Raw genomic sequence first — 24444 nt, forward strand, 5'->3', positions numbered from 1 at the left:
GAGACAATCATGCTGGGAAACCTCCTCGCACTCTTCATGGGAAAGGGAAGAAAAATGGTACAGGTTCGCAAGATCGATTCCGGTTTCGACGTCGCAGGGCAGCTCGTGCCCGATCAGATGGCCGAAGTCTCGACGCTCGGCTACAAGCGGGTTATCTGCATGCGGCCGGACAACGAGGGCTTCAACCAGCCCGCCTTTGCCGATATCGCGGCCGCAGCCGACAAGGCCGGGCTCACGGCGATCTATTTCCCCGTCGTCCCCGGACAGATGACGCCGGATCAGGCCCGAAAGCTGAAGACCATTCTGGGCAGCGAGAGTGGGCCGGTGCTGGCCTTCTGCGCTTCGGGTAACCGCTGCGCGGCGGCTTACGACATGGCAAGGCGGGTCTGATGCTGGCCGCCATCGCCTCCGGAGGAGCGGTCGGCTTCATGCTCGGCCTGGTGGGTGGCGGAGGATCGATCCTTGCCACACCGCTGCTTCTCTACGGCGTCGGCGTTCGTGATCCGCATGTGGCGATCGGCACGAGCGCCCTGGCGGTTGCACTCAACGCCTATGTCAATCTCGCTGCCCACGCCCTCAAGGGACATGTGCGCTGGAAATGCGGCAGCGTCTTCGCGGGCATTGGCGTTCTTGGCACGCTTGCGGGATCGACGCTCGGCAAATGGATGGACGGCCATGCCCTTCTGTTCCTGTTCGGCCTGCTCATGCTCGCGATCGGCGCACTGATGCTGCGGCCGAGGAGTGCCACGGCAAGGCTTGAAGCATCTGACACCAGGACATGCCTTCGCACGGGCGCACTCGCGCTCGCCACCGGTGCTGCCTCCGGCTTCTTCGGCATCGGCGGCGGCTTCCTCATCGTGCCGGCTCTGATGTTCGCAACCGGAATGTCGATGATCAACGCGGTCGGCACCTCGCTTCTCTCCGTCGGCACATTCGGCCTTGCCACGGCCGCCAACTATGCCCATTCCGGGTTGATCGACTGGCCGGTGGCGGCGGAATTCGTTGCAGGGGGCGCTGCCGGCGGTACGGCCGGAATGCTTCTCGCCACGCGGCTTGCGGGCATGAAGAGCGTTCTCAACCGCATTCTCGCGCTGCTGATCCTGCTGGTCGGAGCTTACGTGCTCTGGAAGAGCGGGCTCGAACTCATGCGATGACCGATTGCAGAGACCGCTCGATCAGTTCGGCTGCCAGCGGATTTGGAAAACGGCGGCGGGTGGTGACGGCATAGAAGCTTTCCTCGACGCCAGGCAGCGTGCCGAGTTCAACGAGACTGCCCGCCTCGAGCTCTCCCTTCACGACGATGGGCGGAAGCACGGCAAGGCCTGCACCTTCCCGCGCCAGAAGACGCATCATCGCCATGTCCTCCACTTCGGCCGCAATCTGCGGCGTGATGCCGAGGCGCGCGGTCAGCGCATCGAATTGCTGGCGAACGCCGCTCTCCAGGGTGGGAAGGATGAGCGGATGCCCGGAAAGGCGCGCCGACAGATCATCGGCCTGCTCGGCAGGTCCGGGACGGGCAACGAGGCTGACACCCTGCGTGGCAATGAGATGGGACACGAAGGGAGTTGCGGCATCCGCAGCCGGCGCCTGGTTGAGGAGGACGATATCGAGATTGAGGCTCTCGAGGCCGGAAAGCAGCTCCGCCATCCGGCCGGACCGAAGGATCACCTCGACGTCGGGGCGGGCGATTGCCGGGCGCAGGAATTCCATCTGGAAGTTGCGCGAAAGGGTCGACAGCGCTCCGATCCGCAATGCGCGGCGCGAAACGCCGGTGCGCTTCAGTGTTTCCACAAGCTCCTCGCCGGCCGAGAAGATGCGGTCGGCGTGGTCGAGCGCAATCCGCCCCGCCTCGGTCAGCACCAGCTGCCGCCCGCGGCGCTCGAAAAGCGCATGCCCCAGCCGCTCCTCGAGCTGCCTGATCTGCACGGAGAGGGCCGACTGCGAGAGGTTGAGCCTTTCGGCCGTGCGGGTGAGGTTGCCGTCATGGGCGACCGCCCGGAAATAGCGCAGGTGATGGTAGTTCATTTCGCTCATACGTTCTATTTTATGGAACGAAATATCAAAAACAATGAATTTTTATTGAGAACCGCGCCTTGCTAGAGGAAGCGGCATGTCCTTCCTCCACGAGGCGCTCTCATGTTGCACAGCATTCCCTTCATAGCACCCTGCCTTTATGCGCTTGCCGCCGTGATTGCCGCGGCCGGCCCGTGGGCACGTCCCAGGCGCATCCTTGCCGTCACCAACCTGCTTTCGCTGGCAGCCTTTCTCGTGGCGGCTGCAAGTCTGGGTTTCCTTCTTCATGCGGGCCCGGGCACCAGCCCGGCGGTGGGCGGCGGCGCGTTTGCGCTTGCGGTACGTCACGACCTTCTGAGTGTCGTCATGCTGCTGCTCGTGACGTTCATCGGGTGGATCGTGATGCGCTACAGCGCAACCTATCTGGACGGCGAGGGACGGCAGGGCCCGTTCACTGCCTGGATGAGCCTGACCCTGTCGGCCGTCTCCCTGCTGGTCATAGCGGGCACCCTCCCCCTGTTCGTGGCGAGCTTCGTCGCGACAAGCCTGTGCCTCCACCAGCTTCTGGTCTTCTATCCCGGCCGGGCTGCCGCACGGCGGGCTGCACGCAAGAAATTCATCCTTTCGCGGATCGCCGACGTCTCGCTTGCCCTTTCCGCCATCATTCTCGGCACCGGTTACGGAACGTCCGATATCGCAACCATCCTCGAAAGCGCACGGGCGGGCATGCAGCCTGCAGGAGCGGACGTGGCAGTCGCCCTCCTCGCCGTCGCCGCCCTGCTGAAATCCGCCCAGTTTCCAACCCACGGCTGGCTGACGGAGGTGATGGAAACGCCGACACCGGTTTCCGCACTGCTGCATGCGGGGCTGGTGAACGCCGGTGGCTTCATCCTGATCCGCTTTGCCGACGTCATGCTCCTCTCCCCGATCACGCTGGCCGCGCTGGTCATGATCGGCGCCTTCACCGCGGTCTTCGGCGGGCTCGTGATGCTCACCCAGAGCGCTGTGAAGACCTCGCTTGCCTGGTCCACCGTCGCCCAGATGGGCTTCATGATCCTGCAATGCGGCCTTGCTCTCTTCCCGATCGCGCTGCTGCACATCGTCGCCCACTCGCTCTACAAGGCCCATGCCTTCCTCTCCTCGGGCAATGCGGTGGAAACGGTGCTCGCTGCCCGTCGCCCCGGACCGGTTGCTGTGCCCGATGCGCGGGCCGTTGCACGGGCCTTCCTTCTGGCGCTTGTGATCTACGCCGTTGCGGGCCTTGCCTTCGGCTTCTGGCACAAGCCGCCGCAGGCACTGGCGCTCGGCGCAATCCTGATCTTCGGCGTCGCCTATCTGCTGGCGCAGGGTCTGGCCGACACCGCCCCGCGTGCCCTCACCTGGCGCACCTCGCTTTACGGACTTGCTGCCTCCATCGGTTACTTCGGACTGCAGTGGGCCACCTACCGGCTGACCGCGGGCACGGTTCCCCTGCCGCCACAGCCCGGACCGCTGGAATGGGCCCTGATCGCGCTGGCGGTCGTCACCTTCGGCATCGTGGCCGTGGCCCAGTCGCTCTTCCCGCTATGGGCCTATCACCCTGCGGCAGCCGGTCTGCGGGTCCATCTGCAGAACGGACTTTATGTCAACGCCCTCTTCGACCGGCTGCTCGGCCATTTCGCCCTGACGCCCGCTTCCGCCCAGAAGGACTGAACCCATGAACCAGCTTCCGCACTTCGACCTTTCGGACGCCCATCGGCTTTGGCAGGCAGCAGACGGTGCAGGCCGTGCCATTCCGCCGGCCTGGCCGCTTCAGGCCACGGTCGCCGTCAATCCGTTCCTCGGCCAGTCGCAACTGACGCTCGCGGAAACCGCGGAACTGCTCGGCCGCCTTTCCGGAACCGATCTCGCCCCGCCCCGCGACTGGTTTGCCAGGCGGATCGAAAGCGGCCTCATCACCGGGGACGATCTTGCCACAGCACTTCAGCGCATCCCGGTTCCGGGCCTCAAGGCTCCCGCGGAACTGGCGGCTGCGGCGCTCCGGGAGAAGACGCTGCCGGACGTGATCCCTGACGTGGCGAGCCTGGCCGCACGGGCGAGCGGTATCGACTGGCCGCGGATCGTGATCGAACGGATCGGCACCTTTGCGGCCGGCTACTTCGACGAGGGACAGGCCCTCTGGGCGGCATCGCGGGCAAAGGGTGCCTATGCTGCATGGCGCCTCTTCGCCATGCACGATCTCACGCCGGAAATAGCGGGTCTGAAAGGCTTTGCCGCCGAGGTTGCGGAACTGCCGCTTTCGGCGCGGGACGCCATCGCCGCTGCCGGGGAACGTCTCGGGCTCGGTCATGAGCCGGGCACCTACTTTCACCAGCTTCTGCTAGGCCTCGGCGGCTATGGGCAATATGCCCGGCAGCTGCAGTTTTCCGCCGAGCGGGACGGTTCCGGCGAGACCAGCGTGACCGAACTCCTGGCGATTCGGCTGGCTTTCGAGGCTGCACTTTTCCGGCTCTACCGGCAGGGGATCGAAGCCGAATGGCAGCACTCGCTTGCCGCCCACCGCAGCCCCGTTCGGCCCGGCCGGGACCGGCTGATCGATGCGGCACTTCTCGAAGCTGCCGAACTCGGCGAGAACCGCCGGCGGATCGCCTCGCTGGAATGGGCCTGCCTTTCCGGCAAGGTGGTGGCCGATCCGCTGCCCGTGCGGCCCTCCGTCCAGGCCGCCTTCTGCATCGACGTGCGTTCCGAAGTCTTCCGCCGCGCGCTCGAAACGGTCGACATGGGCATTGCCACGACCGGTTTCGCCGGCTTCTTCGGGATGGGCGTAGCCCACCGGCAGGCGGCTTCCGATCTGACCGAACACAGGCTTCCCGTCCTCCTGCCGGCCGGCCAGTTCACCTGCGAGGCCGTGCCCGGGGAGCGCGACCGCGCCGATCGTTTCAAGGCAAGGGCAGTTCGCGCCTTTGGCCGCTTCAGGCAGGCGGCGGTATCCTCCTTCGCCTTCATCGAGGCGATGGGGCCTGTCTATGCAGGCAAGCTGATCGGCGATTCATTCCGCTGGCGCGGCCGGAAGAGGATCTCCCCCGGACCGGTCACCGCCCACGGGACGTCTGAAACGGAGCGGACAGCGACCGCGGAGGCGGTGCTGCGGGCGATGTCGATGACCACCAACTTCGCCCGGATCGTCCTGCTTGCCGGCCATGGCGCCACAAGTGCCAACAACCCGTTCCTGAGCGCCCTGCAGTGCGGCGCGTGCGGCGGTCATGCGGGGGACGTCAACGCAAGGCTGCTGGCAAACCTGCTGAACGACCCCGCGGTGCGTGCTGGCCTGAAGGAAAAGAACATTCTCATACCGGAGGATACGCTCTTTCTCGCAGGCCTGCATGACACAACCACCGACGAGGTGACGCTGTTCGAGGGCGATGTCGAGGTGAGTGCGCATGAGGCGGACCTCGCGCGGCTGCGGGACTGGCTGCATGTGGCGGGGCGGCTTGCCCGGACGGAACGCGCCAAGCGGTTGCCGCGGGGCGCCGAAGCGCCGCCGGCACGGCGCAGCCGCGACTGGGCGGAGACGCGCCCCGAATGGGGGCTCGCCGGTTGCACAGCCTTTATCGCCGCGCCCCGCTCTCTCACCGTCGGCCACTCCCTGGAAGGCCGGGCCTTCCTGCATGATTATGTCTGGCAGAAGGACGAGGGCTTCAAGGTGCTCGAGCTGATCCTCACGGCGCCTGTCGTGGTCGCAAGCTGGATCAACCTCCAGTACTACGGCTCCTCGGTTGCGCCCGCCCTGTTCGGTTCGGGCAACAAGCTTCTCCACAACGTGGTGGGCGGCATCGGCGTGCTGGAAGGCAACGGCGGACCCATGCGGACGGGCCTGCCCTGGCAATCGGTGCATGACGGAAGGCGGCTGGTGCACGAGCCGATGCGGCTTTCCGTCTTCGTCGCCGCGCCTGCCTCTGCCGTCACGGATATTCTGGCACGTCAGCCCGGGTTGCGGCAGCTTCTCGACCGGGGCTGGATCAAGCTCTTCTGCATCAACGATCAGGGAGGACCGACACTTCGCTATGCGGGCGATCTCCGCTTCGAGGAGCAGCCGGCGGAACCATACGGGACGCCGGAATGGGCAAGGGAGACGGCCTGATGGACCGCTTCGGAACGGCATTGAACCGTCCTGTCTACACGGGAGAGACGGCGGTTCTTGCCAGCATGCATGGCAAGGAAGAGGCCTTTGCCGGCCCTCTCCTCGACCTGCTCGGGCTCAGACTGACGGTGGCGGAAGGAATAGACACCGATGCCTTCGGCACCTTTGCCGGCGAAATCCCCCGCCGCATGGGAATGCTGGAAACAGCCATCGCAAAGGCACGTCTCGCCCTCGATCGTTCCGGTGCGGATATTGCGATCGCGAGCGAAGGCAGTTTCGGTCCGCATCCCCACATTCCCTTCCTCGCCGCCGGCGTCGAGCTGGCGGTGCTGGTCGATGAGCGGCGCGGGATCGTGATCCAGGAAAGCCTGATCGATGATCAGCCGGTCTATCATCATGCCGAGGTGACAGATATGGGCGAACTCGAAGCCCATCTCGTCCGGATGGATTTTCCGCGTCACCGCCTGATCGTGCGGCCCTGCCTTCCCGGGGCAAGGGGCGGTGCAACGGTGAAGGCCATTGATGACGGAAAGACTCTCGCAGAAGCGGTCAAGGCAGCGAGTGCGGCGAGCCTGGACGGGAAGGCCTTTGTCCAGACCGACATGCGCGCCCACATGAACCCCCGGCGGATGACCACGCTGAAGAGGCTCGCTGCAAGGCTTGCCGAAAGAGCGGCCTGTCTTTGCCCGGGCTGTGCGTCACCGGGTTATGGAGCGGTCCGGATGGAAGGGGGGCTGCCCTGCGAGGACTGCGGTTTTCCGACCGGCCAGCCGTTGCACGCCATTTTCGAATGCGTCGCCTGCGATCACAGGGAGAAACGGCCAAGACCCGGGCAGCCGGAGAAGGCCAGTTCGGTGTTCTGCGCGGTGTGCAATCCATGAGCTCCAGGAGCCCGGCCGGCGCAGGAAATCGCAGGTGCGGCAGAAGGTGCCGCACCTGCGCTGGTCTTGATTACTGGGCAACGCCGGCAATGGCGGCTTCGAGCCGTTCATGTGCCTTCTTCGGCAGCTTGCCGTTTTTGATGGCGTCGAGGTTGGCCGGCTTGTCGCCGACGACCACCAGACCCACCATGCCCATGCCGACATGCGGCGTGCACTTGACCGCATAGGCGCCGGGAACCGTGAGGGTAACCTTGAAGGTCTCGTTCATCTTGCTCTTGAAGGCTTCGGCGCCTGCGGGGATCATGTCCTTGATGGACTCGACGTTATGCCCCTTGTCGGTGGGGATGAAGGTGACCGTATCGCCGGCCTGAACCTGGGTAAGTGCGGGTTCGAAGACCATCGAGCCGTCCTTGCCCTTGTTGAGCATGTGCACCTCGAAATCGGCAGCAGCGGCCATGCCGGCCATCAGCGAAAGGGCGAGGGAGGCGCCGCACAGCGCACGGGAAAGATGAAGCATTGTCCTGTCTCCTTTGAGAAGTCGTCACGGCGAATTGCCGTTGGCGTGAGACAAGACATAGAGCATCCCGGACGGGAAACTTTGCGCTACGTCAAACTGGAGCGCGGTCGGCCGCTTTTCTCCTCAGCGCTCGCCCTCGGCAAGGCGTGCGAGACCCTTGAGGTCGCGCACCAGGAGCTTCTGCCTCCCGGCAGCCACGAGACCCTTGCCCTCCCAGGCGCTGAGAAGCCGGGAGACCGTATGCAGCGTGGTGCCCGTCATCTCGGCGATATCCTGCCGAGAGATCTGGAAATCGATGCGCACGCCCTCTTCCTCCGCCTTTCCCGCCTTCCCCGCGAGACGGATGACGGCATGGGCGACGCGGCGCTCCACTTCCTGGGTGGACATTTCGCGGATGCGGGTATGCGCTTCCTCGAGGCGGTTGCCGATGGTTTGGAGCGCGGAGACGGCCAGCGCCGGGTTCTGCTCGACAAAGAAGGACCAGAGCGAGGTCGGCCAGGCGAGATAGAGGCTTTCGGCCGCCGCATGGGCCGTACCCGGGTAGTCAAGCCGCTGCAATGCCTTGGCAAATCCGAACAGATCGCCGGGGTGGACGACCCGCACGATGATCTGCTGCCCGTCTGCGGTGACCTGCGTAACCTTCAGACGGCCATTCAGCAGCAGGAAGAAGTGATTGGCTGGTGTTCCCTGTACGAATACGGTTTCGCCCATGGCCACCCGGGCAGAGGTGGCATGGGAGAGAATCTGGTCGATCTCGCTGTCGCTCATGCGGGAGAAGAGCGGAAGCGGCTGAACGATGCTGCGGTCTATGCGCAAGACGGTCGAACTCCTGGTTTCGGCGCCGAAAGGCGGGGCGGGCCGTCGCGGATTGTCCTCCCGGAACGCCACCGGCACAAGTCAGGGATTTCCCGTATCCGCTTCCGAGCCCGGCAGCCAGCGGTATATGCCCATCTTCACCCGCTCCAGGAAATCCGGCCGTCTGACGAGACGGAATCCCAGGTTGTCAGGAGGAGCCCCGACGGAGCATCCGCCGGTCTTGGGTTCGCGCACGAAAGAACTGATCGCCGTGCGATGCCGGCCTTCCGCGACATAGATGCCGCAGATGCTGTCGACCGCCTTGCCCCTGGCGGCGGCGGAAAGATCGACGCGACGCTGGCAGGTGGAGGTCCACTCCCATACATTGCCTGCAATATCGGCCACTCCGGCGGCATTTGCACCATAATGCCCGAGCGGCTTGGGCGTGGGATCCACAGCGGCCTTGCGGGCGGTCTCGCGGTTGTAGTCGGCCAGCCACCGCAGTGCCGGATTGCGGCTTTCCGGATCGATGCCGAGCGCGTCGTCGACGAATTTCTCGCCCGCGGCGTAAGCCCACTCCGCATCGCTGGGCAGGCTGTAAAGTTCGCCGGTGCGATCGGAAAGCCAGCGCGCATAGGCGATGGCATCGTCGTAGCTAACACCGGTTGCGGGTACGTCCTCGCCAAGTGCCGGCTGGGGTTGCTTGCCCGGCTCGCGCGGGTGGCAGACGCCATCGGCGACGCAGGCATCGTAATCCCGCGCAGTCACCTGGAATTTCATGATCTCCAGCGGCTCGGCCTGAACCAGTTCCACCTTGGGCGCGTCTACCGCATAGCCATTGCGGTAGTATTCGCCGTCCAGCCGATGGAGAAAGCGGCCGGCGGGCAGGGTTACCAGTTCGGGACGGAAGAGAACCGCATCGGCCGGCGCCGCCCGGAAGGCGCCGAGCTGGAAGGAAAGCGCAGCCGCAAGCGAAGCGGCGAGAAGGGCTGGCAGAAGCAGGGAGATGGGCCTGTCGGCCTGTTTGCGAGTGAGCGCGGTCATGGCCTCGTCCTTTCGGGAACAAGCCGGGGAAGGAGACGCCGGGGCGGCTCGTCGCCGCCCCGGTTCGGGTGCCGGAGAACCGGCACCGGGGGGATCAGGTGGCGTTGGGGGCCACGACGGCGGTCATCAGGTCGTCGTTCCATTCGCCGGTTACCTTGAAGTGCGCGGCAGCACCCAGCTCGAAGGCCTCGATGAGGTTGTGGTTCACGTAGGCATAGACGCCGGGCTGGTGGAAGGTGTAGTAGGCCGCGCCTGCTGCACCGCCCGGGATGAACCAGGTTTCCTGATCGACATCGGGGGCATTGTTGAACTTGCCCGTTGCCCAGACATAGTCGCCGTGACCGCCGATGAGATGCGGACGGGTATCGCGGTTGGCCTGGGAGTGAACGATCAGAACCCGGTCACCCACTTCGGCCTTGAGCGCCTTCTCACCCGTCAGTGCGCCGACCGCCCCGTTGAACACGATATGGGTCGGGGTCAGGGTCCGCATGACCTTCAGCTGGTCGTCGTAGGCGTCGCCGGGGCTTTCGTATTTCTTGAAGTTGCCGTTCTCGTCCTTCGGCACATAGAAATCCTGTTCGCCGACATAATAGACCTTGTCATAGACGAGATCATTGCCCTTGCCGTCCTTCAGGCCTTCGCGCGGCAGCACCATGATGGCACCGTTCATGCCGGAGGTAACGTGCCAGGGAACCATCCCGGGAGGTGCGCAGTGATAGACGAAGACGCCGGCGCGGGTGGCCTTGAAGCGCAGGACTGCGGTCTCGCCGGGATTGACCAGCGTCAGCGCACCGCCGCCCAGGGCACCCGTTGCCGCGTGAAAGTCGATGTTGTGCTGCAGTGTGTTGGTGTCGGGATTGACCAGGGTGAGCTCGACATAATCGTCCTGATGGACCACCATCAGCGGCCCGGGAACCGACCCGTTGAAGGTCATGGCATGGATTTCGGTGCCCTTGTCGTCGATCACCAGCTTCTTTTCCTGAATGGTGAGCTTGAACTCGACCACCTTCGGTCCGCCCTCGGCCTTCTGGCTGTGCGCATGCACGAAAGGCGGCGCGACCAGGTCGACCTTCTGGCGCGGCAGGCTGGCGATGTCGATCTTGCCGACCGGCTTGGCAGGCGTGGCGGCAGAGGCCTTCGCGGCGGCCAGCACGGGCGCGACGGCCCCGGCAAGCGCTGCTCCGGTGAGCATGGTGCGGCGGGTGAGTTTCATGGCTTCGGACATGACGATGTCCCCTTTCTTCGTCTGCGATCAGTTTCGAGAATGGTTGTAGACCCGCCGGCCGATGCGCTCTTTGTGGCAGCACAAACTTCCCGAAGATCGGCAGATCCCTCGACGGCGACCTCTCGCGCGCGTGCTTGCGTCCGCGCAAAGAGGGAATGCGCATACCGGCTAGAACGCTCCTGAGGGCCCGGTGGTCGGGCCCCGCAATCCAGGAATCCTTGCCATGTGCGTCATCAAGAAAACTCTCGGCCTCGAAAGGAGCGCCCCCTCCGATGCCCCTGTCCGGGGCAAGGGAAAGAGCGGGCCCGCCCTCCTCTCCTATGGTTTCCGCCCCTTCTTCCTGCTCGGCGGTCTGTTTGCCTCCGCCGCCATCATCCTCTGGCTGCTGGCGCTTGAGGGCATTGCCGAGCCGGGCGGCAGCTACGGGAGCGGGCACTGGCACGCCCACGAAATGCTGTTCGGCTTTGCCCCCGCCATTCTTGCGGGCTTCCTGCTGACGGCCATTCCGAACTGGACGGGCCGGCTGCCTGTCTCCGGCCGTCCGCTGGCGCTGCTGCTGGCCGCATGGGCCATGGGCCGCTTTGCGATGCTGGATCCCGACAGGCTGGGCCTTCCCGTCTCTGCAGCTATCGACATGGTCTTCCTGCCGGCCATGCTGGCCGTTTCGCTTCGCGAGATCGTTGCCGGGCGGCAGTGGAAGAACCTCAAGGTGCTTTTCGGCCTGCTGCTGCTTTCCCTTGCCAATGGATGCTTCCATTACGCGATGATCGAGGGCGAGCACCCCGGCGAGGCCATCCGGCTGTCGATCGCCGCCTACACGCTCCTCGTGATGATCATCGGCGGCCGGATCATTCCGAGTTTCACCCGGAATTACATGGCCAAGCTCGGCCGGACCGATGCGCCCGTACCCTTCAACCGCTTCGACATAGCATGCATTCTGGCGGGCGCGGTGGCGCTCGGCCTGTGGGTCCGTGACACGGAAAACACCCTGACCGGCGCGGCCGCACTCCTCGCTGCCCTACTTCATGCGGTGCGGCTGATGCGCTGGAAGGGCCTTGCCGTTCGCAGCGAAATCCTTCTCTTCGTCCTGCACGCCTCCTATCTCTTTGTGCCGGTCGGCCTTGCCACCATCGCTCTGGGTGCTGCGGACCTCCTCGACGAGCCCTTCGTGCTGCATGTGCTGACCATCGGCGCGATATCCACCATGATGCTGGCCGTCATGACCCGCGCCAGCCGCGGACACACGGGGCGGCAGCTGGTCTCCTCGCCGGTGACGCGTCTTTCCTACGCCCTGCTGTTTCTTGCGGGGTTCCTGCGCCCTGCGGCGGAATTTGCGTCGGAGTGGCAGATGCCTCTCCTCGTCGCCGCGGGTGCATGCTTTGCGGCGGCCTTTGCCCTCTTTGCAGCAGAACATGGCCCCATGCTGGCCACCCGCCGCAGCTGAAGGCATACGAAGGGTAGGCTGGGGACAGGCGCGGCCTGCCCCCTTTCTTCGTGGCGTCCTGTCCAGCCCACAAACGGAAACGGCCTCCCACCTGTCCTCGGGCGGGAGGCCGTCAGCCCTTCGGGGCCTGGATGGGCTCAGGCGATGGAAGCGCCCCGCCGGATGAGAATGCGGTAGGTTTCGCCGGCGGCATCGTAATTGCCGACCCATCCGTGGCGACGGCTCGTAAGGTCCGAATAGAGAAAGGCCGGTTCGCCGTCGAGCAGCACGAAGATCACTTCGCCCTCCGTCTGCAGCTCCAGCGTGGCAAGGATGCGTTCCGAGGCCTCGCCGCTCGGCCTGCCGGTGAGATCGAGCAGCAGCACCGGGTCGGGCCAGGTCAGCGGAGAGGGTATGGCAGAGGCCGCGTTCAGATCGCCGGCCTCCTCCCGCGGCGTGAACAGCACCTCGCAGCCGCCATCGGGCAGATCGACCGGATGGGCATCGAAACCCTTGCCTTCCATCAAGCGGAAGAGGGGCTGTGGCCGGAAGGGTGCGAGCAGCCGAAGCGCCTGCCCCGGCCGCAGACAGTCGACGGCCGCATCTATGGCCGCCAGCGGTTGCCCGCCCGAGGCGAGGATGGGCCTGACATCGAGGAGGAGAGGTTCGTTCGGCATCGTTTTCTTCCTTGGCGGAGAGGCCGCCTCGCTCTGCAAAGATGATGGGCGCCGGGCCCCGGTCAAGCCCCTTCGGGCATCGGCAGGGCCGGCATCGGTGAAATGGCTGCCTTCTAATGGCTGCCGCAGGTGCAATTGCAGCCGGCGCTCTCGCGCCTGCCGATACGCACCTGCCAGACGTCGGGGCCCTCGGCCAGATATTCCCAGGAGAAGACGCCTGGCTGGACCCATTCCAGCTGACGGTGCAGCGGAAGGGGATCATGGTCATTGATCAGCGTCAATGTTTCGCCGCCGTCGAGCATGCCCAGCAGATGAAAGATGCGGGCATGCCGTTCCGGTGGCGGCAGCATGCGCAGGTCGAGGATCGGAAAGGGCGAATTGCCGGCTATGGCAAGGGAATCGGGAGAGGCGGTCATGCGGGATCGTCCTTGGTGAAGCGGCCGCGTCTGTTGAAGAACGGTCGGCCGCCGCGGCAACGGCCGATGGAAAAACCAGCCTAGCAGGAGGCGCCCGGCCAGACTTTGCGGCCGCGCAAAGACCGCAAAGGGGCGCCTCAGCCCGCCAGTGTCCGGTAGATGGCCGGCAGCGCGGCAGGAAGCCGCGCGAGCGAGCCGACCATGGCAAAGCCCTTCTGCCCGAACAGCGCCGGAAGATAGGTTTGCGCATTGCGGTCTACCGTCACGGCAAAGACGGAAATGCCGGAGCGGCGGGCTTCCATGACCGCGCGTCTCGTATCCTCGAGCGCATAGCGACCTTCGTAGTAATCCACGTCATTGGGCTTGCCGTCGGTGAGCACAAGCATCAGCCGCCTGCCGTTCGGCTGCTTCAGAAGATCGGCCGCCGCATGGCGGATGGCTGCACCCATGCGGGTGTAGTAGCCCGGCTTGAGACCGCAGATCCGCCCCTCCACCACGGGCGACATTCCTTCGTCGAAATCCTTCACGGTCTGGATGCGGACATAATCCCGCCGGCGGGAGGTGAAGGTCTGGATGGCATAGCGATCGCCGCAGGCGGCAAGCCCGTGGGCGAGCACCAGAAGCGCTTCCTTCTCCACATCGATGACCCGGCGATTGTCGATCCAGGCATCGGTGGACAGCGAAACATCCGTGAGCAGGGTTACCGCCAGGTCATGGTCACGCGGGCGGCTCGTCATGTGGATGCGGTCCGTGCCCTCGCCTCCTGCGGCAAGATCTGCCTGCCGGCGAATGAGCTGGTCGAGATCGAGCTCGGCTCCGTCGAGCTGCGCCTTCATCAGCGTGTTCCTCGGCCGGAGCACCTCGAACTGGCGGCGCACCTTGCGGATGAGCGAAAGCGTTTCTTCGCCCGATGCCTCCAGATCGCCCGTCAGATCCGCCCGGGAGCAATGCACGGCGACCTGCCCCTGCCGGTAGGATTGGGTGCGATAGTCCCATTCCGGGTAGAGCAGCGGCGCGGAAAGCGCCTTGCTGTCCACCGCCTCCGGCGGCAGATCGAGATCGAAGCGGAAGCGGGAGGCCGGCTTGCCCCGTCGCTCGCCGAGCGTCATGTCCTCGAGATCGTCGGCGGTCCGGGCATCGTCGTCGGAATCGTCCGCCGGCCGGTCGACGCTGACCATCTCCGACAGCGACAGGATCTTTTCGAAGCGGTTGAGAATGAAGGGGCTGCGTTCCGAACGGCCGCGCTCGGGATCCTCCCGCACGGCAACCTTTCGGCCGCATTCCGGCCCGTTGGCCGTGCCGGGAACGGGCTGGTCCTCGCCCTCACGGGCAGGGGTCTCGCCGCGGTTGACGAAGCGGGGCCAGACCGGCACCGGAAGATGCGGCAGATAGCCCGCCGGCGCACGGGCAAGAAGGGGCTCGGGTGCCGCGACGAGAGGCACCCCGGCGGCATCGGCCAGAAGCAGACGGATACGGTTTTCCACCGCCTGCTCCGCCCGCGGCAGCGACCCGCGCCGACGGCCTTCGAGCAGATGTGCGCACATCCGGCGATAGAGCGGCGCAAGCCCGGGGAAGATGCGGATGACCCGATGCGCCGTTTCGGCAGAGCGGGCGATGTGCAAGAGGTCCGCCGCAAGCGGATCGCCATCGCCCTCCGGAACCGGCCGCGCCGGCATCACCGCCATGAAGGCGGCGAGCCAGAGGTAAAGGTCCCGGTTGAGATCGCGCTCGGGAAAGAAGGCAATCTTCTCCGGAAGCATCAGGCTCCGGTGGTCGCGGGCGATTTCCTCGATCCGCTCCTCGCCGAGTCCGATATACTGCCGAAGACGCAGCCGGTGCAGGGAACTCCTTGCGCGGGAGGGCGCAATCTGAACCGTGCTCTCGCCCCCGAGGGCACGGAAGAAGGGTCCCAGCACCGGCCGCATCTCTTCCAGGGCCACCTCCGCCGCAGGATGACACGGAAGGCTGCGCGTATCGCCGGCGAAGCGATGCCAGGCCCGGCCGACGGTTTCCTCGAGCTCCAGAAAATCCAGCATCGCTATCTCTCCTGCCTCAGGCGGCCACGGCGCGGGCGGTCTCGAGCAGCGCCGCGCGGATATCCGGTTCGTCGGTCAGCGGTTCGATCATGGCGGCCCGGATTGCCTCGCGGCTGTCCATGCCGGCGCCGATCAGCGTGGCGCAATAGACGAGAAGACGGGTCGAGACGCCCTCCTCGAGATCGTGACCCTTCAGGGCCCGAAGCCGGTGCGCCAGCGAGACCAGCGGAGCGACCCTGCCCTCGGCAAGCCCGCTTTCCCGGGAGACGACGGCAATTTCCTGCTCGCGCGGCAGGAAGGAAAACTCGATGGCGACAAAGCGCTGGCGGGTGGAGGGCTTCAGCGCCTTCAGGAGATTCTGGTAGCCCGGATTGTAGGAGACGACGAGCATGAAGCTGTCAGGGGCCTCCAGTTCCTCGCCGGTGCGTTCGAGCGGCAGGATGCGTCGGTCGTCGGTGAGCGGATGCAGAACGACGGCGACGTCCTTGCGCGCCTCCACCACCTCGTCGAGGTAGCAGACCCCGCCCTGGCGCACCGAACGGGTGAGCGGGCCGTCGACCCAGATCGTGTCGCCACCCTTCAGCAGGTAGCGCCCGGTGAGGTCGGCGGCAGTGAGGTCGTCATGGCAGGAAACGGTCGTCAGGGGCAGCCCGAGCCGGGCGGTCATGTGGGAAACGAAGCGGGTCTTGCCGCAGCCGGTCGGCCCCTTGAGGAGCAGCGGCAGACGCCTTTGATGGGCGGCCTCGAAGAGGGCACATTCGTTGCCCGCAGGGCTGTAGGCCGGGATATCGGGCGAAAGGGACTTGATGTCGGAAAGGTGAAGGGTCATGGCAAGGGTTCCTGGTGAGATCGGGGCCCTCCCCGGATCGGGGAGGGGTTTGCCGGCGTGATGGGATCACTCGGCAGGCTGGGCGGCAGTGGCGCGTTCGGCGGCCTTGCGCTGGCCTTTCAGGAAGAGCGAGGCGAGGAACAGGAAGGCTGCGACCAGCACCAGGAAACCGGAGCCGAGGCGTACCCAGTAGAAGAGGGCGAGCTGGTCCTGGGTATCCATGTAGCTTTCGCCGGCAATGCGCTGGAGCTCCACCTGCTTGATGCCCGCGAAGGTGAGCGCGAAGGTCATGATCGACATGCCGCCGCACATGATCCAGAAGGCGAGCTTGGAGAGGCCCTGATTGGCCGGTTCGCGCTTGAGGAGTTCAGGCACCGCATAGGCCATCATCGCGAGGTTCAGCATGACATAGGCGCCGAAGAAGGCGAGGTGGCCGTGCGCGGCGGTCAGCTGGGTGCCGTGGGTGTAGTAGTTCACCGGCGACAGCGTGTGGATGAAGCCCCAGACGCCGGCCCCGAAGAAGGCCATGACGGAGCAGCCGAGCGACCAGAGCAGCGCGGCCTGGTTGGGATGCTTGCGGCCGGCCTTGCGGGTCATGACGAAGGAGAAGGCGACCATGGTGGCAAAGGGCGCCACTTCGAGCGTCGAGAAGAGCGAGCCGATCCACTGCCAGTATCCGGGTGCGCCGATCCAGTAATAGTGGTGACCGGTGCCGAGGATGCCGGAGAAGAGCGCCAGGCCGATGATGACGTAGAGCCACTTTTCCACCACCTCGCGGTCGACGCCGTTGAGCTTGATCATCAGGAAGGCAAGAACCGAAGCCATGATGAGCTCCCAGACGCCTTCCACCCACAGATGGATGACGTACCACCAGTACATCTTGTCGAGCGCAAGGTTCGTCGGATTGTAGAAGGCGAAGAGGAAGAAGACCGCAAGGCCCCAGAGCCCGAAGAGGAGGATGTTGGTCACCGTGGTCTTGCGGCCCTTCAGCACGGTCAGCGTGATGTTGAAGAGGAACATCAGCGCCACGATGACGATGCCGACCTTGATGATGAAGGGCTGCTCGAGGAATTCGCGGCCCTCGTGGATGTGGAAGAGATAGCCGACAACCGCGATCGCCGCGGCCACCAGGAAGATCCAGAACTGCGCGATGGCGAGCTTCGGGCTGAAAAGCTCCGTCTCGCTTTCCTCAGGCAGCAGGTAGAAGGTGGAGCCCATGAAGCCCATGAGCAGCCAGACGACGAGCGCGTTCGTATGGATCATGCGCACGATGTTGAAGGGCAGCACCACCGAAAGCGTGTTCGGCAACACGTAGATGGTGGCAGCGATGACCCCGAAGAGGATCTGTGCAAAGAACAGGCCCAGTGCTCCGTAGAAGTAGAGCATCGCGACCTTCTGGCTTTGATATTTCATGATTATTGTCCCTTGAAAGCAAGCGGTCAGCCGGCGTCGTTCGGCGGCCAGTTCTGCGTCTTGATCTTGGAGGCCCATTCGAGGAAATCGGCGAGGTCGCGCACTTCCTGGTCGGTGAGGTTGAACTGCGGCATCTGCCGTCGGCCTTCGATGCCCGAGGGCTGGGCGGCCATCCAGGCTTTCAGCATTTCCCGGGCGCTTTCCGGATCCGCATCCCCGCCCCAGCGTTTCCAGACGTTGCCGAGTTCAGGTGCGAAATAGGCGCCCTCGCCGAGCAGCGTGTGGCAGTTGATGCACGAGTTCTTCTCCCAGACGTGTTTTCCGCGGGCGACGCTTTCGGTCAGCGTCGTCTCGTCCGTGGAGGTCGTCTTCATGTAGTAGTGACTGTGGGCGGTCAGCCCCACGAAAATGGTGAAAAAGAAGACCGACCCGCCATAGAAGACGTTTCGGGCCCCTGTCTTAGTGAGGCGTTCTGCCATGCCCCGGCTCCTTGTTCGAAAGGTCTGTCGATCGCCGGCCTACCCTTTCGGGAGATCGGCGTGTCGGTTTCCCTTTTAGGCAGCGGGGGAAATCCCTCTTTGCGCTTTGGCAAACAAAAAGACGGAACGGGGCGCGCCGGAAAACTTGCGCTGCCGCAAAGACGGGTGGGGAATGCGGGCCTAGAAGCAGGTCAAATCTCAGCGCCAGGAGCCGCGATCATGACCGACGCCCAAGTGGGACTGGCAATCGCCACCCCCATCATCATTGGCTTTGCCATCGTTCTTTACGGCATGGGCGTCCTGCAGCGCACCGGCGTTCTGCTGGCCGTCCTATCGTCGCTTGTCATCGCGGCGGTCCTGTTCCTCACGCAGTGAGGATGCCATGCCGCTCTTCCTTGCCAGCCTTGCGCTCTTCATCGCCCTGCACAGCATTCCCGCCATCTCCCCGATCCGATCGGCGCTCATCGGCGCGCTGGGGCGCGGCATCTATTTCGGCCTCTATTCGGCGGTCTCGACACTGTCCCTCGGCCTGGTCTTCTGGTCGGCCTTCCGACTGGACTACGTGCCCTTGTGGGATCCCGCCCCCTGGCAGGCTGACGTGACCCTTGCAACGGCCCCGGTCGGCCTCTTTCTGGTCATTGCGGGGCTGCTGAGCCGCAATCCCCTTTCCGTCACGCTGCGGCGCGGCGGCGAAGCAAGGGACGCCATCGTCTCGATCACCCGGCACCCGGTCCTCGTCGGCTTTCTTGTCTGGGCGCTCGGCCATCTGCCGCCAAACGGCGATCTGCGCTCGGTGATCCTCTTTTCCACCTTCTCGCTCTTTTCACTCGCAGGCATCGCCCTGCAGGAAAGGCGGACACGGAGACGGCTGGGGCCCCGAGGTTTCGCCGCCCTGACCGCCGGAACGACCATCATCCCCCTTTTGGGCGTCTTCCACCGCGGGCGCCGGGGCGAAGGCGCAGCGCTGATCGATGCACCGCTCCTGGCAGGATTGGCAATCGCCGTGATCTCGACCTTCCTTCTTCTGGCAGGGGGCCACGAGATGGCGATCGGGGTCGATCCGCTGGCGCTCGCCAATGCCGGCTGAACGCCGGCTTTCGCACGACACTTTGCGAAAACGCAAAGTGGCGGACGGGTTCCCTCTCTAGGGTGTGTCCGACGCAAGGCCTCGATCGACATGAAAAGGAGCAGCTCATGGCGCTGGCAGATCAGAACGACACGGAAGCAACGGCGGACGGTGACCTGCTGATGTGGATCCTCATATGGGGAGAACTCGTCATCTTCGCCGCGCTCATCGGCGCCTTCGCGCTGCAGGCGCTGAAGGATCCGGCCGGCTTCGAGGCGGGTCGCGCGCTGCTCGCGAGCCGGATGGCCGGCCTCAACACGGTGGTTCTGCTGCTGTCCGGATGGTTTGCGGCCCTTGCCGTGCGGGCCGGAAACAGCCGCTTCTTCCGCCGGGTGCACCTGATCGCCGCGGGCGGGCTCGGCATGGTCTTTGCCGTTCTGAAGATCGCCGAATACCGGCAGGAATGGCCGATCGCCAGTCTCCCCGGTGCCGAAAGCTTCTTCCAGTCCTACGTGATCCTCACGGGTTATCATCTTGCCCATGTCGTCTTTCTGGCCGGCCTGCTCCTTCTTCTCGCCTTCCGGCAGAGCAGCGGCGATATTCGCCGTGTGGCAACACTCTGGCACGTGACGGACCTCGTATGGCTCGCCCTCTTCCCCCTCATTTACCTGAGCTGATCCCATGAAGACGAAGACACGCGACACCCTCTTTGCAAGCGGCAACTGGATCCTTTCCCTCGGGACGATCGCCGCGCTCCTCGCCTCGCAATGGAAGGAAGCGCCTCTGCCGGCGGCGGTTCTGGTTGTGATCGTGATCATGACGCTGGCCAAATCCCGCCTGATCATCCTCGATTTTCTGGGCCTGCGCGGCGTCTCGCCGAGACTTGCCCTGCCGCTCTACGGCTTCATGGCCTTCGGTTCGGGCGCTGCGCTGACAGCGGCCTTTTTCGGAGCCTGAGAGAGGTTCAGAGCGAGAAGGGATTGCGATGCGCGGTTGAAGTCGAGCGGGTCGAACCATACATTTGGTAGAACTCGAACGACAAGGGAGACGCATGCCGCACCATACGCCGCTGATTGCCACCATTTCCATCGGACTGGCACTTGCCTTTCTCCTCGGGCTGATTGCCCAGAGACTGCGTCTGCCCTCGATTGTCGGCTATCTGCTGGCGGGTGTGTTCGTGGGTCCCTTCACCCCCGGCTTCGTGGCCGATCAGAAGCTGGCCGCAGAACTGGCGGAAATCGGCGTCATCCTGCTGATGTTCGGCGTCGGCCTGCATTTCTCGCTCAAGGATCTGCTTTCGGTCCGCACCATTGCCATTCCCGGTGCCATCGGCCAGATCGCGGTTGCCACCCTGCTCGGTGCAGGCCTCGCCTGGCTGCTCGGCTGGGGCGGAGGGGCGGGCCTGCTCTTCGGCCTTTCGCTCTCGGTCGCCAGCACCGTCGTTCTCCTAAGGGCACTGCAGGAAAGGCGCGAGGTGGAAACCGGCAAGGGGCGGATTGCCGTCGGCTGGCTGATCGTCGAGGATCTGGTCATGGTCCTCACCCTGGTCCTGGTCCCCCCGCTGGCAGGCCTTCTGGGCGGCCGCCCTCCGGCGGATACCGGCAGCCTCGGCCTCGTGGACTGGCTCGGCATCGGTCCCGTCTGGGCCACGCTCCTGCTGACGGCGGTCAAGGTGGTCATCTTCGTCGCGCTGATGCTGGTGGTGGGGCGAAAGGTCATTCCCTGGATCCTGCATTATGTCGCCCATACGGGCTCGCGCGAGCTATTCCGGCTCGCCGTCCTCGCGATCGCGCTCGGCGTTGCCTATGGTTCGGCAAACCTCTTCGGCGTTTCCTTCGCGCTCGGAGCCTTCTTTGCCGGCATGGTGCTGGCGGAATCGCAGCTCAGCCATCAGGCCGCGAAGGAAACCCTGCCGCTGCGCGACGCCTTCGCCGTGCTCTTCTTCGTGTCGGTGGGCATGCTCTTCAACCCGTCGATCCTGGTTTCGGAACCGCTTGCGGTACTGGCGACCTTCCTGATCATCGCGCTCGGCAAGTCGGCCGCCGCCTATGCGATCGTCCGCGCCTTCGGCCACCCCAACGGCGTGGCGCTGACGATTTCGGCAAGCCTTGCCCAGATCGGCGAGTTCTCCTTCATCCTGATCGTGCTCGCCGTCAATCTCGGCATCGTCCCCGCAGAGGCGAGGGACCTCGTCGTGGCGGGATCGATCCTGTCCATCCTGCTCAATCCGCTGATGTTCATCGCCATCGACCGCCTGGCCGCGGCCCGGACGTCCGGTGCACCCGATGCGCCTTTGCAACCTGATGTGTCGGCAGAATCCGGGAAGGCGCCGACGACGCTGGCGGGGCATGTGGTGCTGGTCGGACACGGCCGGGTGGGATCGGCCATAGCCGCGGCGCTGAAGGCGAACGGCGACGCTTTTCTGGTGGTCGAGGAAAACGAGGAGGCGGTGGCTTCGCTGGAGAAGGACGGCATCGAAACCCATGTCGGCCCCTGCGGCGAGACAGCCATGCTGGAGAGGCTGAATTTCGAGGGGGCACGGTGCCTGATCACCGCCATTCCCGATCCCTTCGAGGCCGGGCATGTGGTGGAGGCGGCCCGCGCCGCCAATCCCGCCATCCGCGTGATCGCGCGTGCCCACGCGACGGATGCGGTTGCCTACCTGACGAAATGCGGTGCGGATGTGGTGGTCATGGGGGAGGAAGAACTCGCCCGCAGCATGGCCGCGGCAGCCGGCGCAGCCGGCGCGCCAGGCCATCGTTACGGCCAGACGGCGTGATTGTTCCCCCGGGGCGAGAAAAGGGCAGGCGGAATTCATGCCGTAAAGAGGTCGCTCGACCCCTTTCGGGGCTGCCTCAGGGGTCTACCCTACCTGACAATTAACAGGTTAATCACGTCGTTTCCGATCCCGGCGGTCGGGAATCGCAAGGCCGACGGCAGGCTTCATTCTGAACTTCATTACATGTTGAATGTCCAATGTTGTTTTCATTTCCATGGACTACCGCTGCACGGGCTGGCAAAAGCCGGTGAAAACACGGGATAGCCAGCGCGTTTCCCGCTGAAACCGGCGTCATCCCGCCGTTTCAAACATCATTGACACCCGATCCAAAAGGACCTTAGTCTGTTTTTTGCGGTCGCGGAGACCGCTGGCGGCAAGGGTGCCGCCCCGAAAGTTGAGCGCGATGCTGCCTCCTATGCCCCGTCATTGGCCGGGCCGGGAGGCTTTTTGTTTTTCAGGACATCCAACTGCACGGAGAAGACGCAGGCACTGAGAATGGACAGCTGGCGATCGGAAGATGAAGCGAGAAGACTTCACGGATGGCCGGTTTGCACAAGGGGATCAACAAAGGGATGAAACATTTACGATGGGAGCTATCAACCGAAACCAGCAAACCTCAGCACCCTGGCGGGTGGGTGTCCTTTTCTCGAAAACCGGCTTCATGTCCGTCATCGAGGAAACGCAGCTGCGAGGCACCCTGATCGCCATCGACGAAATCAACGATCGGGGCGGCGTGAACGGGCGGCCGATCGAGCCGGTCGTCTACGACCCGGGATCCGAAGTCCGCTCCTACGGTCAGTATGCCAAGCGTCTGATGGTCGAGGACGGCGTCAGCACCATCTTCGGATGCTACACCTCTTCCAGCCGCAAGGCGGTCCTTCCGGTCGTGGAGAGGCTCGACGGGCTCTTGTGGTATCCGACCCTTTACGAGGGTTTCGAGTTCTCGCCCAACGTCATCTATACGGGCGCAACGCCGAACCAGAACACGGTGCAGCTCTGCAAGGCGCTGATGCAGCAGTTCGGCAACCGCTTCTTCTTCGTGGGCTCCGACTATGTCTATCCCCGGGAGTCGAACCGGGTGATGCGCGAGCTGGTGCGCGCCAATGGCGGAACGATCGTGGGCGAGCGCTATCTGCGGCTCGAGGCGGACAGGAGCGAATTTCTGCCGCTGGTGCGCGACATCAAGCACGCCCAGCCGGACGTGATCTTCTCGACGGTCGTCGGCGAATCCACCACCTTCCTCTACCAGGCCTATCACGATCTCGGCCTCAACCCGAAAACGGTGCCGATTGCCAGCCTGACGACGACGGAAGCGGAGATCCGCGCCATGGGCTATGATGTCGGTGAAGGCCATTTCACGGCGGCCTCCTATTTTCAGGGCGTGGATACCGCAAGCAACAGCGGCTTCGTCAGCCAGTACCAGAAACGCTACGGCAGCGACGAGCCCACCAACATGTGCCTCGAGGCCTCCTATTTCCAGGTAAACCTGTTTGCCCGCACGCTGGAACAGACGAACTCCATGGACACCCGCCGGCTGCGGACCTCGGTCATGGGCGCCGAGTTCGAGGCGCCGCAGGGTTGCGTCTCGATCAATCCGGTCTGGGGGCATGCGGATGTCTGGACCCGGATCGGACGGGCAAACAGGAAGGGTCAGTTCGACATCGTCTTCGAATCCTCCAGCAGCGTAAAGGCGGACCCCTATCTGATCGGATACGGACGCTCCCTGGAGAACGCCTCATGCAGATAACGGGCAGACGCCGCCTTTCAACGGAGAAACAGATGCCGGAAATGTCGAGGGCGGATTATGGTCATGATCGCTGGATCGGCAACAAGTCGGAGACCAGGGCGGCACCCGACGACCGCACGGCGCGCAACATTGCTCCGGAGTTTACCGTCGCGGTGATCGTGGAGCGGGACGATCACGGGGAGTTCCTGATCCGGGAGCTGCAGCGTCAGCGCATCGCCGTGCGCCATATCTGGCCGAAGCCGGCGCAGATACCATTGCAGTATGACGCCATCTTCTGCCTTCTGTCCGACGACCTTCCCCAGCGCATCCCCTGGGTTCCGGGAGAGCCCTCCTCGGCCCTGATCCTGGTGGACGACGGCAAGGCGCCGCTCAATCTCAAGCTCATCCACAATTGCGCGGCCCATGGCCTGCTGCACTATCCGGCAACCTCGCGCATGATCCAGTCCGTGCTGATGATGGCGCGGGAGCATTTCCAGTATGAGCGCCGCCTGCGTGGGCGCATCGACAAGCTCGACGAGAACATGCGCACCATGCGCCTCGTCGAGCGCGCCAAGGCGTTGCTCATCCGGTTGAAAAACCTCAGCGAAGAGGAAGCCTACAATTTCCTGCGCAAGCAGGCCATGGAGAAGCGGGTCACCATCGGCGCCGTCGCTGCCGCCGTGATTGACTCGCATGAACTTCTGAGCTAGCCTTTCTTCATTGTACGCGGCAAAGGCGCTGCGCACATAAAGGGTGACGAAACCCCGCGGGTCCGCAACAGCGGAGCGTGGGGTTTTTTTGTGTTTGTCTGATGCTTCGCGGTTCATGCCGGCCCGCGCCGGGACCGACGACAGCCGAGGCAAAGGGAACCGGTTCCGCCTGGGAGGACATGGCGGCGCTCGTTTCCCGTAAACTTCCCGCGGCGAGGACGCCGTACTCACATCCAGTGGCGAAGAGGCCCCGAAACGAGCTGCCATCCGGCGGAGCGCTTCGGGGCCTTCTGTT

General features: G+C 64.5%; 24 protein-coding genes. 13 read left to right on the plus strand and 11 right to left on the minus strand.

What is annotated here, in order from left to right; genetic code table 11:
• Positions 1-9 precede the first annotated feature (9 nt).
• Both GGR23_RS12765 and GGR23_RS12770 read left to right on the plus strand, forming a co-directional pair.
• On the plus strand, positions 10-390 hold the full coding sequence (locus GGR23_RS12765) for a protein tyrosine phosphatase family protein (protein ID WP_183366661.1): 381 nt from the start codon (positions 10-12) through the stop codon (positions 388-390).
• Positions 390-1154: a sulfite exporter TauE/SafE family protein gene (locus tag GGR23_RS12770; protein WP_183366662.1), complete on the plus strand. Its 765-nt coding sequence runs from the start codon at positions 390-392 to the stop codon at positions 1152-1154. Before GGR23_RS12765 ends, GGR23_RS12770 begins: the two co-directional genes overlap by 1 nt.
• Here GGR23_RS12770 and GGR23_RS12775 read toward each other — a convergent pair.
• A complete protein-coding gene (locus tag GGR23_RS12775) occupies positions 1144-2034 on the minus strand; it encodes a LysR family transcriptional regulator (RefSeq protein ID WP_183366663.1) in 891 nt (296 codons plus the stop codon). The two genes, GGR23_RS12770 and GGR23_RS12775, sit on opposite strands and share 11 nt — an antisense overlap.
• 102 nt (positions 2035-2136) lie before the next feature.
• Between GGR23_RS12775 and GGR23_RS12780 the strand changes: the two genes are divergently transcribed.
• Genes GGR23_RS12780 through GGR23_RS12790 form a run of 3 tightly spaced genes read left to right on the plus strand, consistent with a single transcriptional unit; the run spans position 2137 to position 7014 of the window.
• On the plus strand, positions 2137-3705 hold the full coding sequence (locus GGR23_RS12780; protein ID WP_183366664.1) for a proton-conducting transporter transmembrane domain-containing protein: 1569 nt from the start codon (positions 2137-2139) through the stop codon (positions 3703-3705).
• 4 nt (positions 3706-3709) lie between these two features.
• Positions 3710-6133, plus strand: a complete 2424-nt coding sequence (locus GGR23_RS12785) for a YbcC family protein (protein ID WP_183366665.1) — start codon at positions 3710-3712, stop codon at positions 6131-6133.
• Entirely contained in the window at positions 6112-7014 is a 903-nt protein-coding gene (locus GGR23_RS12790; RefSeq protein WP_246365343.1) for a DUF6671 family protein, read from the plus strand. The genes GGR23_RS12785 and GGR23_RS12790 overlap by 22 nt, the downstream gene beginning before the upstream one ends.
• Before the next feature lie 70 nt (positions 7015-7084).
• Here the strand turns inward: GGR23_RS12790 and GGR23_RS12795 are convergent, their stop codons facing one another.
• The 4 genes from GGR23_RS12795 to nirK form a co-directional block, all read right to left on the minus strand.
• On the minus strand, positions 7085-7531 hold the full coding sequence (locus GGR23_RS12795) for a pseudoazurin (protein WP_183366666.1): 447 nt from the start codon (positions 7529-7531) through the stop codon (positions 7085-7087).
• 123 nt (positions 7532-7654) lie between these two features.
• Entirely contained in the window at positions 7655-8347 is a 693-nt protein-coding gene (locus GGR23_RS12800; RefSeq protein ID WP_183366667.1) for a Crp/Fnr family transcriptional regulator, read from the minus strand.
• A gap of 81 nt (positions 8348-8428) precedes the next feature.
• The gene (locus tag GGR23_RS12805; protein ID WP_183366668.1) at positions 8429-9370 is read right to left on the minus strand and encodes an SUMF1/EgtB/PvdO family nonheme iron enzyme; all 942 of its coding nucleotides are present in this window, start codon (positions 9368-9370) and stop codon (positions 8429-8431) included.
• A gap of 94 nt (positions 9371-9464) precedes the next feature.
• Positions 9465-10595, minus strand: a complete 1131-nt coding sequence (nirK, locus tag GGR23_RS12810) for a copper-containing nitrite reductase (protein WP_183366669.1) — start codon at positions 10593-10595, stop codon at positions 9465-9467.
• Positions 10596-10818: 223 nt separating this feature from the next.
• On the opposite strand from nirK, the gene GGR23_RS12815 reads away from it, so the two are divergent.
• Positions 10819-12039, plus strand: a complete 1221-nt coding sequence (locus tag GGR23_RS12815; RefSeq protein WP_183366670.1) for an NnrS family protein — start codon at positions 10819-10821, stop codon at positions 12037-12039.
• A 137-nt stretch (positions 12040-12176) separates the two neighbouring features.
• On the opposite strand, the gene GGR23_RS12820 is transcribed toward GGR23_RS12815, so the two are convergent.
• The 6 genes from GGR23_RS12820 to GGR23_RS12845 all read right to left on the minus strand — a co-directional run bounded on the left by GGR23_RS12820 (position 12177) and on the right by GGR23_RS12845 (position 17868).
• The gene (locus GGR23_RS12820; protein WP_183366671.1) at positions 12177-12695 is read right to left on the minus strand and encodes a DUF2249 domain-containing protein; all 519 of its coding nucleotides are present in this window, start codon (positions 12693-12695) and stop codon (positions 12177-12179) included.
• Between the two features lie 113 nt (positions 12696-12808).
• Positions 12809-13111 (minus strand): DUF2249 domain-containing protein, encoded by a 303-nt coding sequence (locus GGR23_RS12825; protein WP_183366672.1) that lies wholly within the window; start codon positions 13109-13111, stop codon positions 12809-12811.
• Positions 13112-13248: 137 nt separating this feature from the next.
• Positions 13249-15147 (minus strand): nitric oxide reductase activation protein NorD, encoded by a 1899-nt coding sequence (locus tag GGR23_RS12830; RefSeq protein ID WP_183366673.1) that lies wholly within the window; start codon positions 15145-15147, stop codon positions 13249-13251.
• A gap of 16 nt (positions 15148-15163) precedes the next feature.
• Positions 15164-15976, minus strand: coding sequence for a CbbQ/NirQ/NorQ/GpvN family protein (locus tag GGR23_RS12835; protein ID WP_183366674.1), 813 nt, complete (start codon positions 15974-15976; stop codon positions 15164-15166).
• A 66-nt stretch (positions 15977-16042) separates the two neighbouring features.
• Positions 16043-17389 (minus strand): cbb3-type cytochrome c oxidase subunit I, encoded by a 1347-nt coding sequence (locus GGR23_RS12840; protein ID WP_183366675.1) that lies wholly within the window; start codon positions 17387-17389, stop codon positions 16043-16045.
• A 26-nt stretch (positions 17390-17415) separates the two neighbouring features.
• Positions 17416-17868 (minus strand): c-type cytochrome, encoded by a 453-nt coding sequence (locus GGR23_RS12845; protein WP_183366676.1) that lies wholly within the window; start codon positions 17866-17868, stop codon positions 17416-17418.
• 219 nt (positions 17869-18087) lie between these two features.
• On the opposite strand from GGR23_RS12845, the gene GGR23_RS12850 reads away from it, so the two are divergent.
• The 7 genes from GGR23_RS12850 to GGR23_RS12880 all read left to right on the plus strand — a co-directional run bounded on the left by GGR23_RS12850 (position 18088) and on the right by GGR23_RS12880 (position 24149).
• On the plus strand, positions 18088-18243 hold the full coding sequence (locus GGR23_RS12850) for a hypothetical protein (RefSeq protein ID WP_183366677.1): 156 nt from the start codon (positions 18088-18090) through the stop codon (positions 18241-18243).
• Positions 18244-18250: 7 nt separating this feature from the next.
• Positions 18251-18955, plus strand: a complete 705-nt coding sequence (locus tag GGR23_RS12855) for an NnrU family protein (RefSeq protein WP_183366678.1) — start codon at positions 18251-18253, stop codon at positions 18953-18955.
• Positions 18956-19062: 107 nt separating this feature from the next.
• Positions 19063-19611 (plus strand): cytochrome c oxidase subunit 3, encoded by a 549-nt coding sequence (locus GGR23_RS12860; RefSeq protein WP_183366679.1) that lies wholly within the window; start codon positions 19063-19065, stop codon positions 19609-19611.
• Between the two features lie 4 nt (positions 19612-19615).
• Positions 19616-19891, plus strand: a complete 276-nt coding sequence (locus GGR23_RS12865; protein WP_183366680.1) for a hypothetical protein — start codon at positions 19616-19618, stop codon at positions 19889-19891.
• Between the two features lie 94 nt (positions 19892-19985).
• On the plus strand, positions 19986-21713 hold the full coding sequence (locus GGR23_RS12870) for a cation:proton antiporter domain-containing protein (RefSeq protein ID WP_183366681.1): 1728 nt from the start codon (positions 19986-19988) through the stop codon (positions 21711-21713).
• Positions 21714-22299: 586 nt separating this feature from the next.
• Positions 22300-23460: a transporter substrate-binding domain-containing protein gene (locus GGR23_RS12875; RefSeq protein WP_183366682.1), complete on the plus strand. Its 1161-nt coding sequence runs from the start codon at positions 22300-22302 to the stop codon at positions 23458-23460.
• Positions 23461-23492: 32 nt separating this feature from the next.
• Positions 23493-24149: an ANTAR domain-containing response regulator gene (locus tag GGR23_RS12880; protein WP_183366683.1), complete on the plus strand. Its 657-nt coding sequence runs from the start codon at positions 23493-23495 to the stop codon at positions 24147-24149.
• Positions 24150-24444 lie beyond the last annotated feature (295 nt).

The sequence above is a fragment of the Gellertiella hungarica genome, from assembly GCF_014197145.1.
Classification (GTDB): Bacteria; Pseudomonadota; Alphaproteobacteria; order Rhizobiales; family Rhizobiaceae; genus Gellertiella; species Gellertiella hungarica.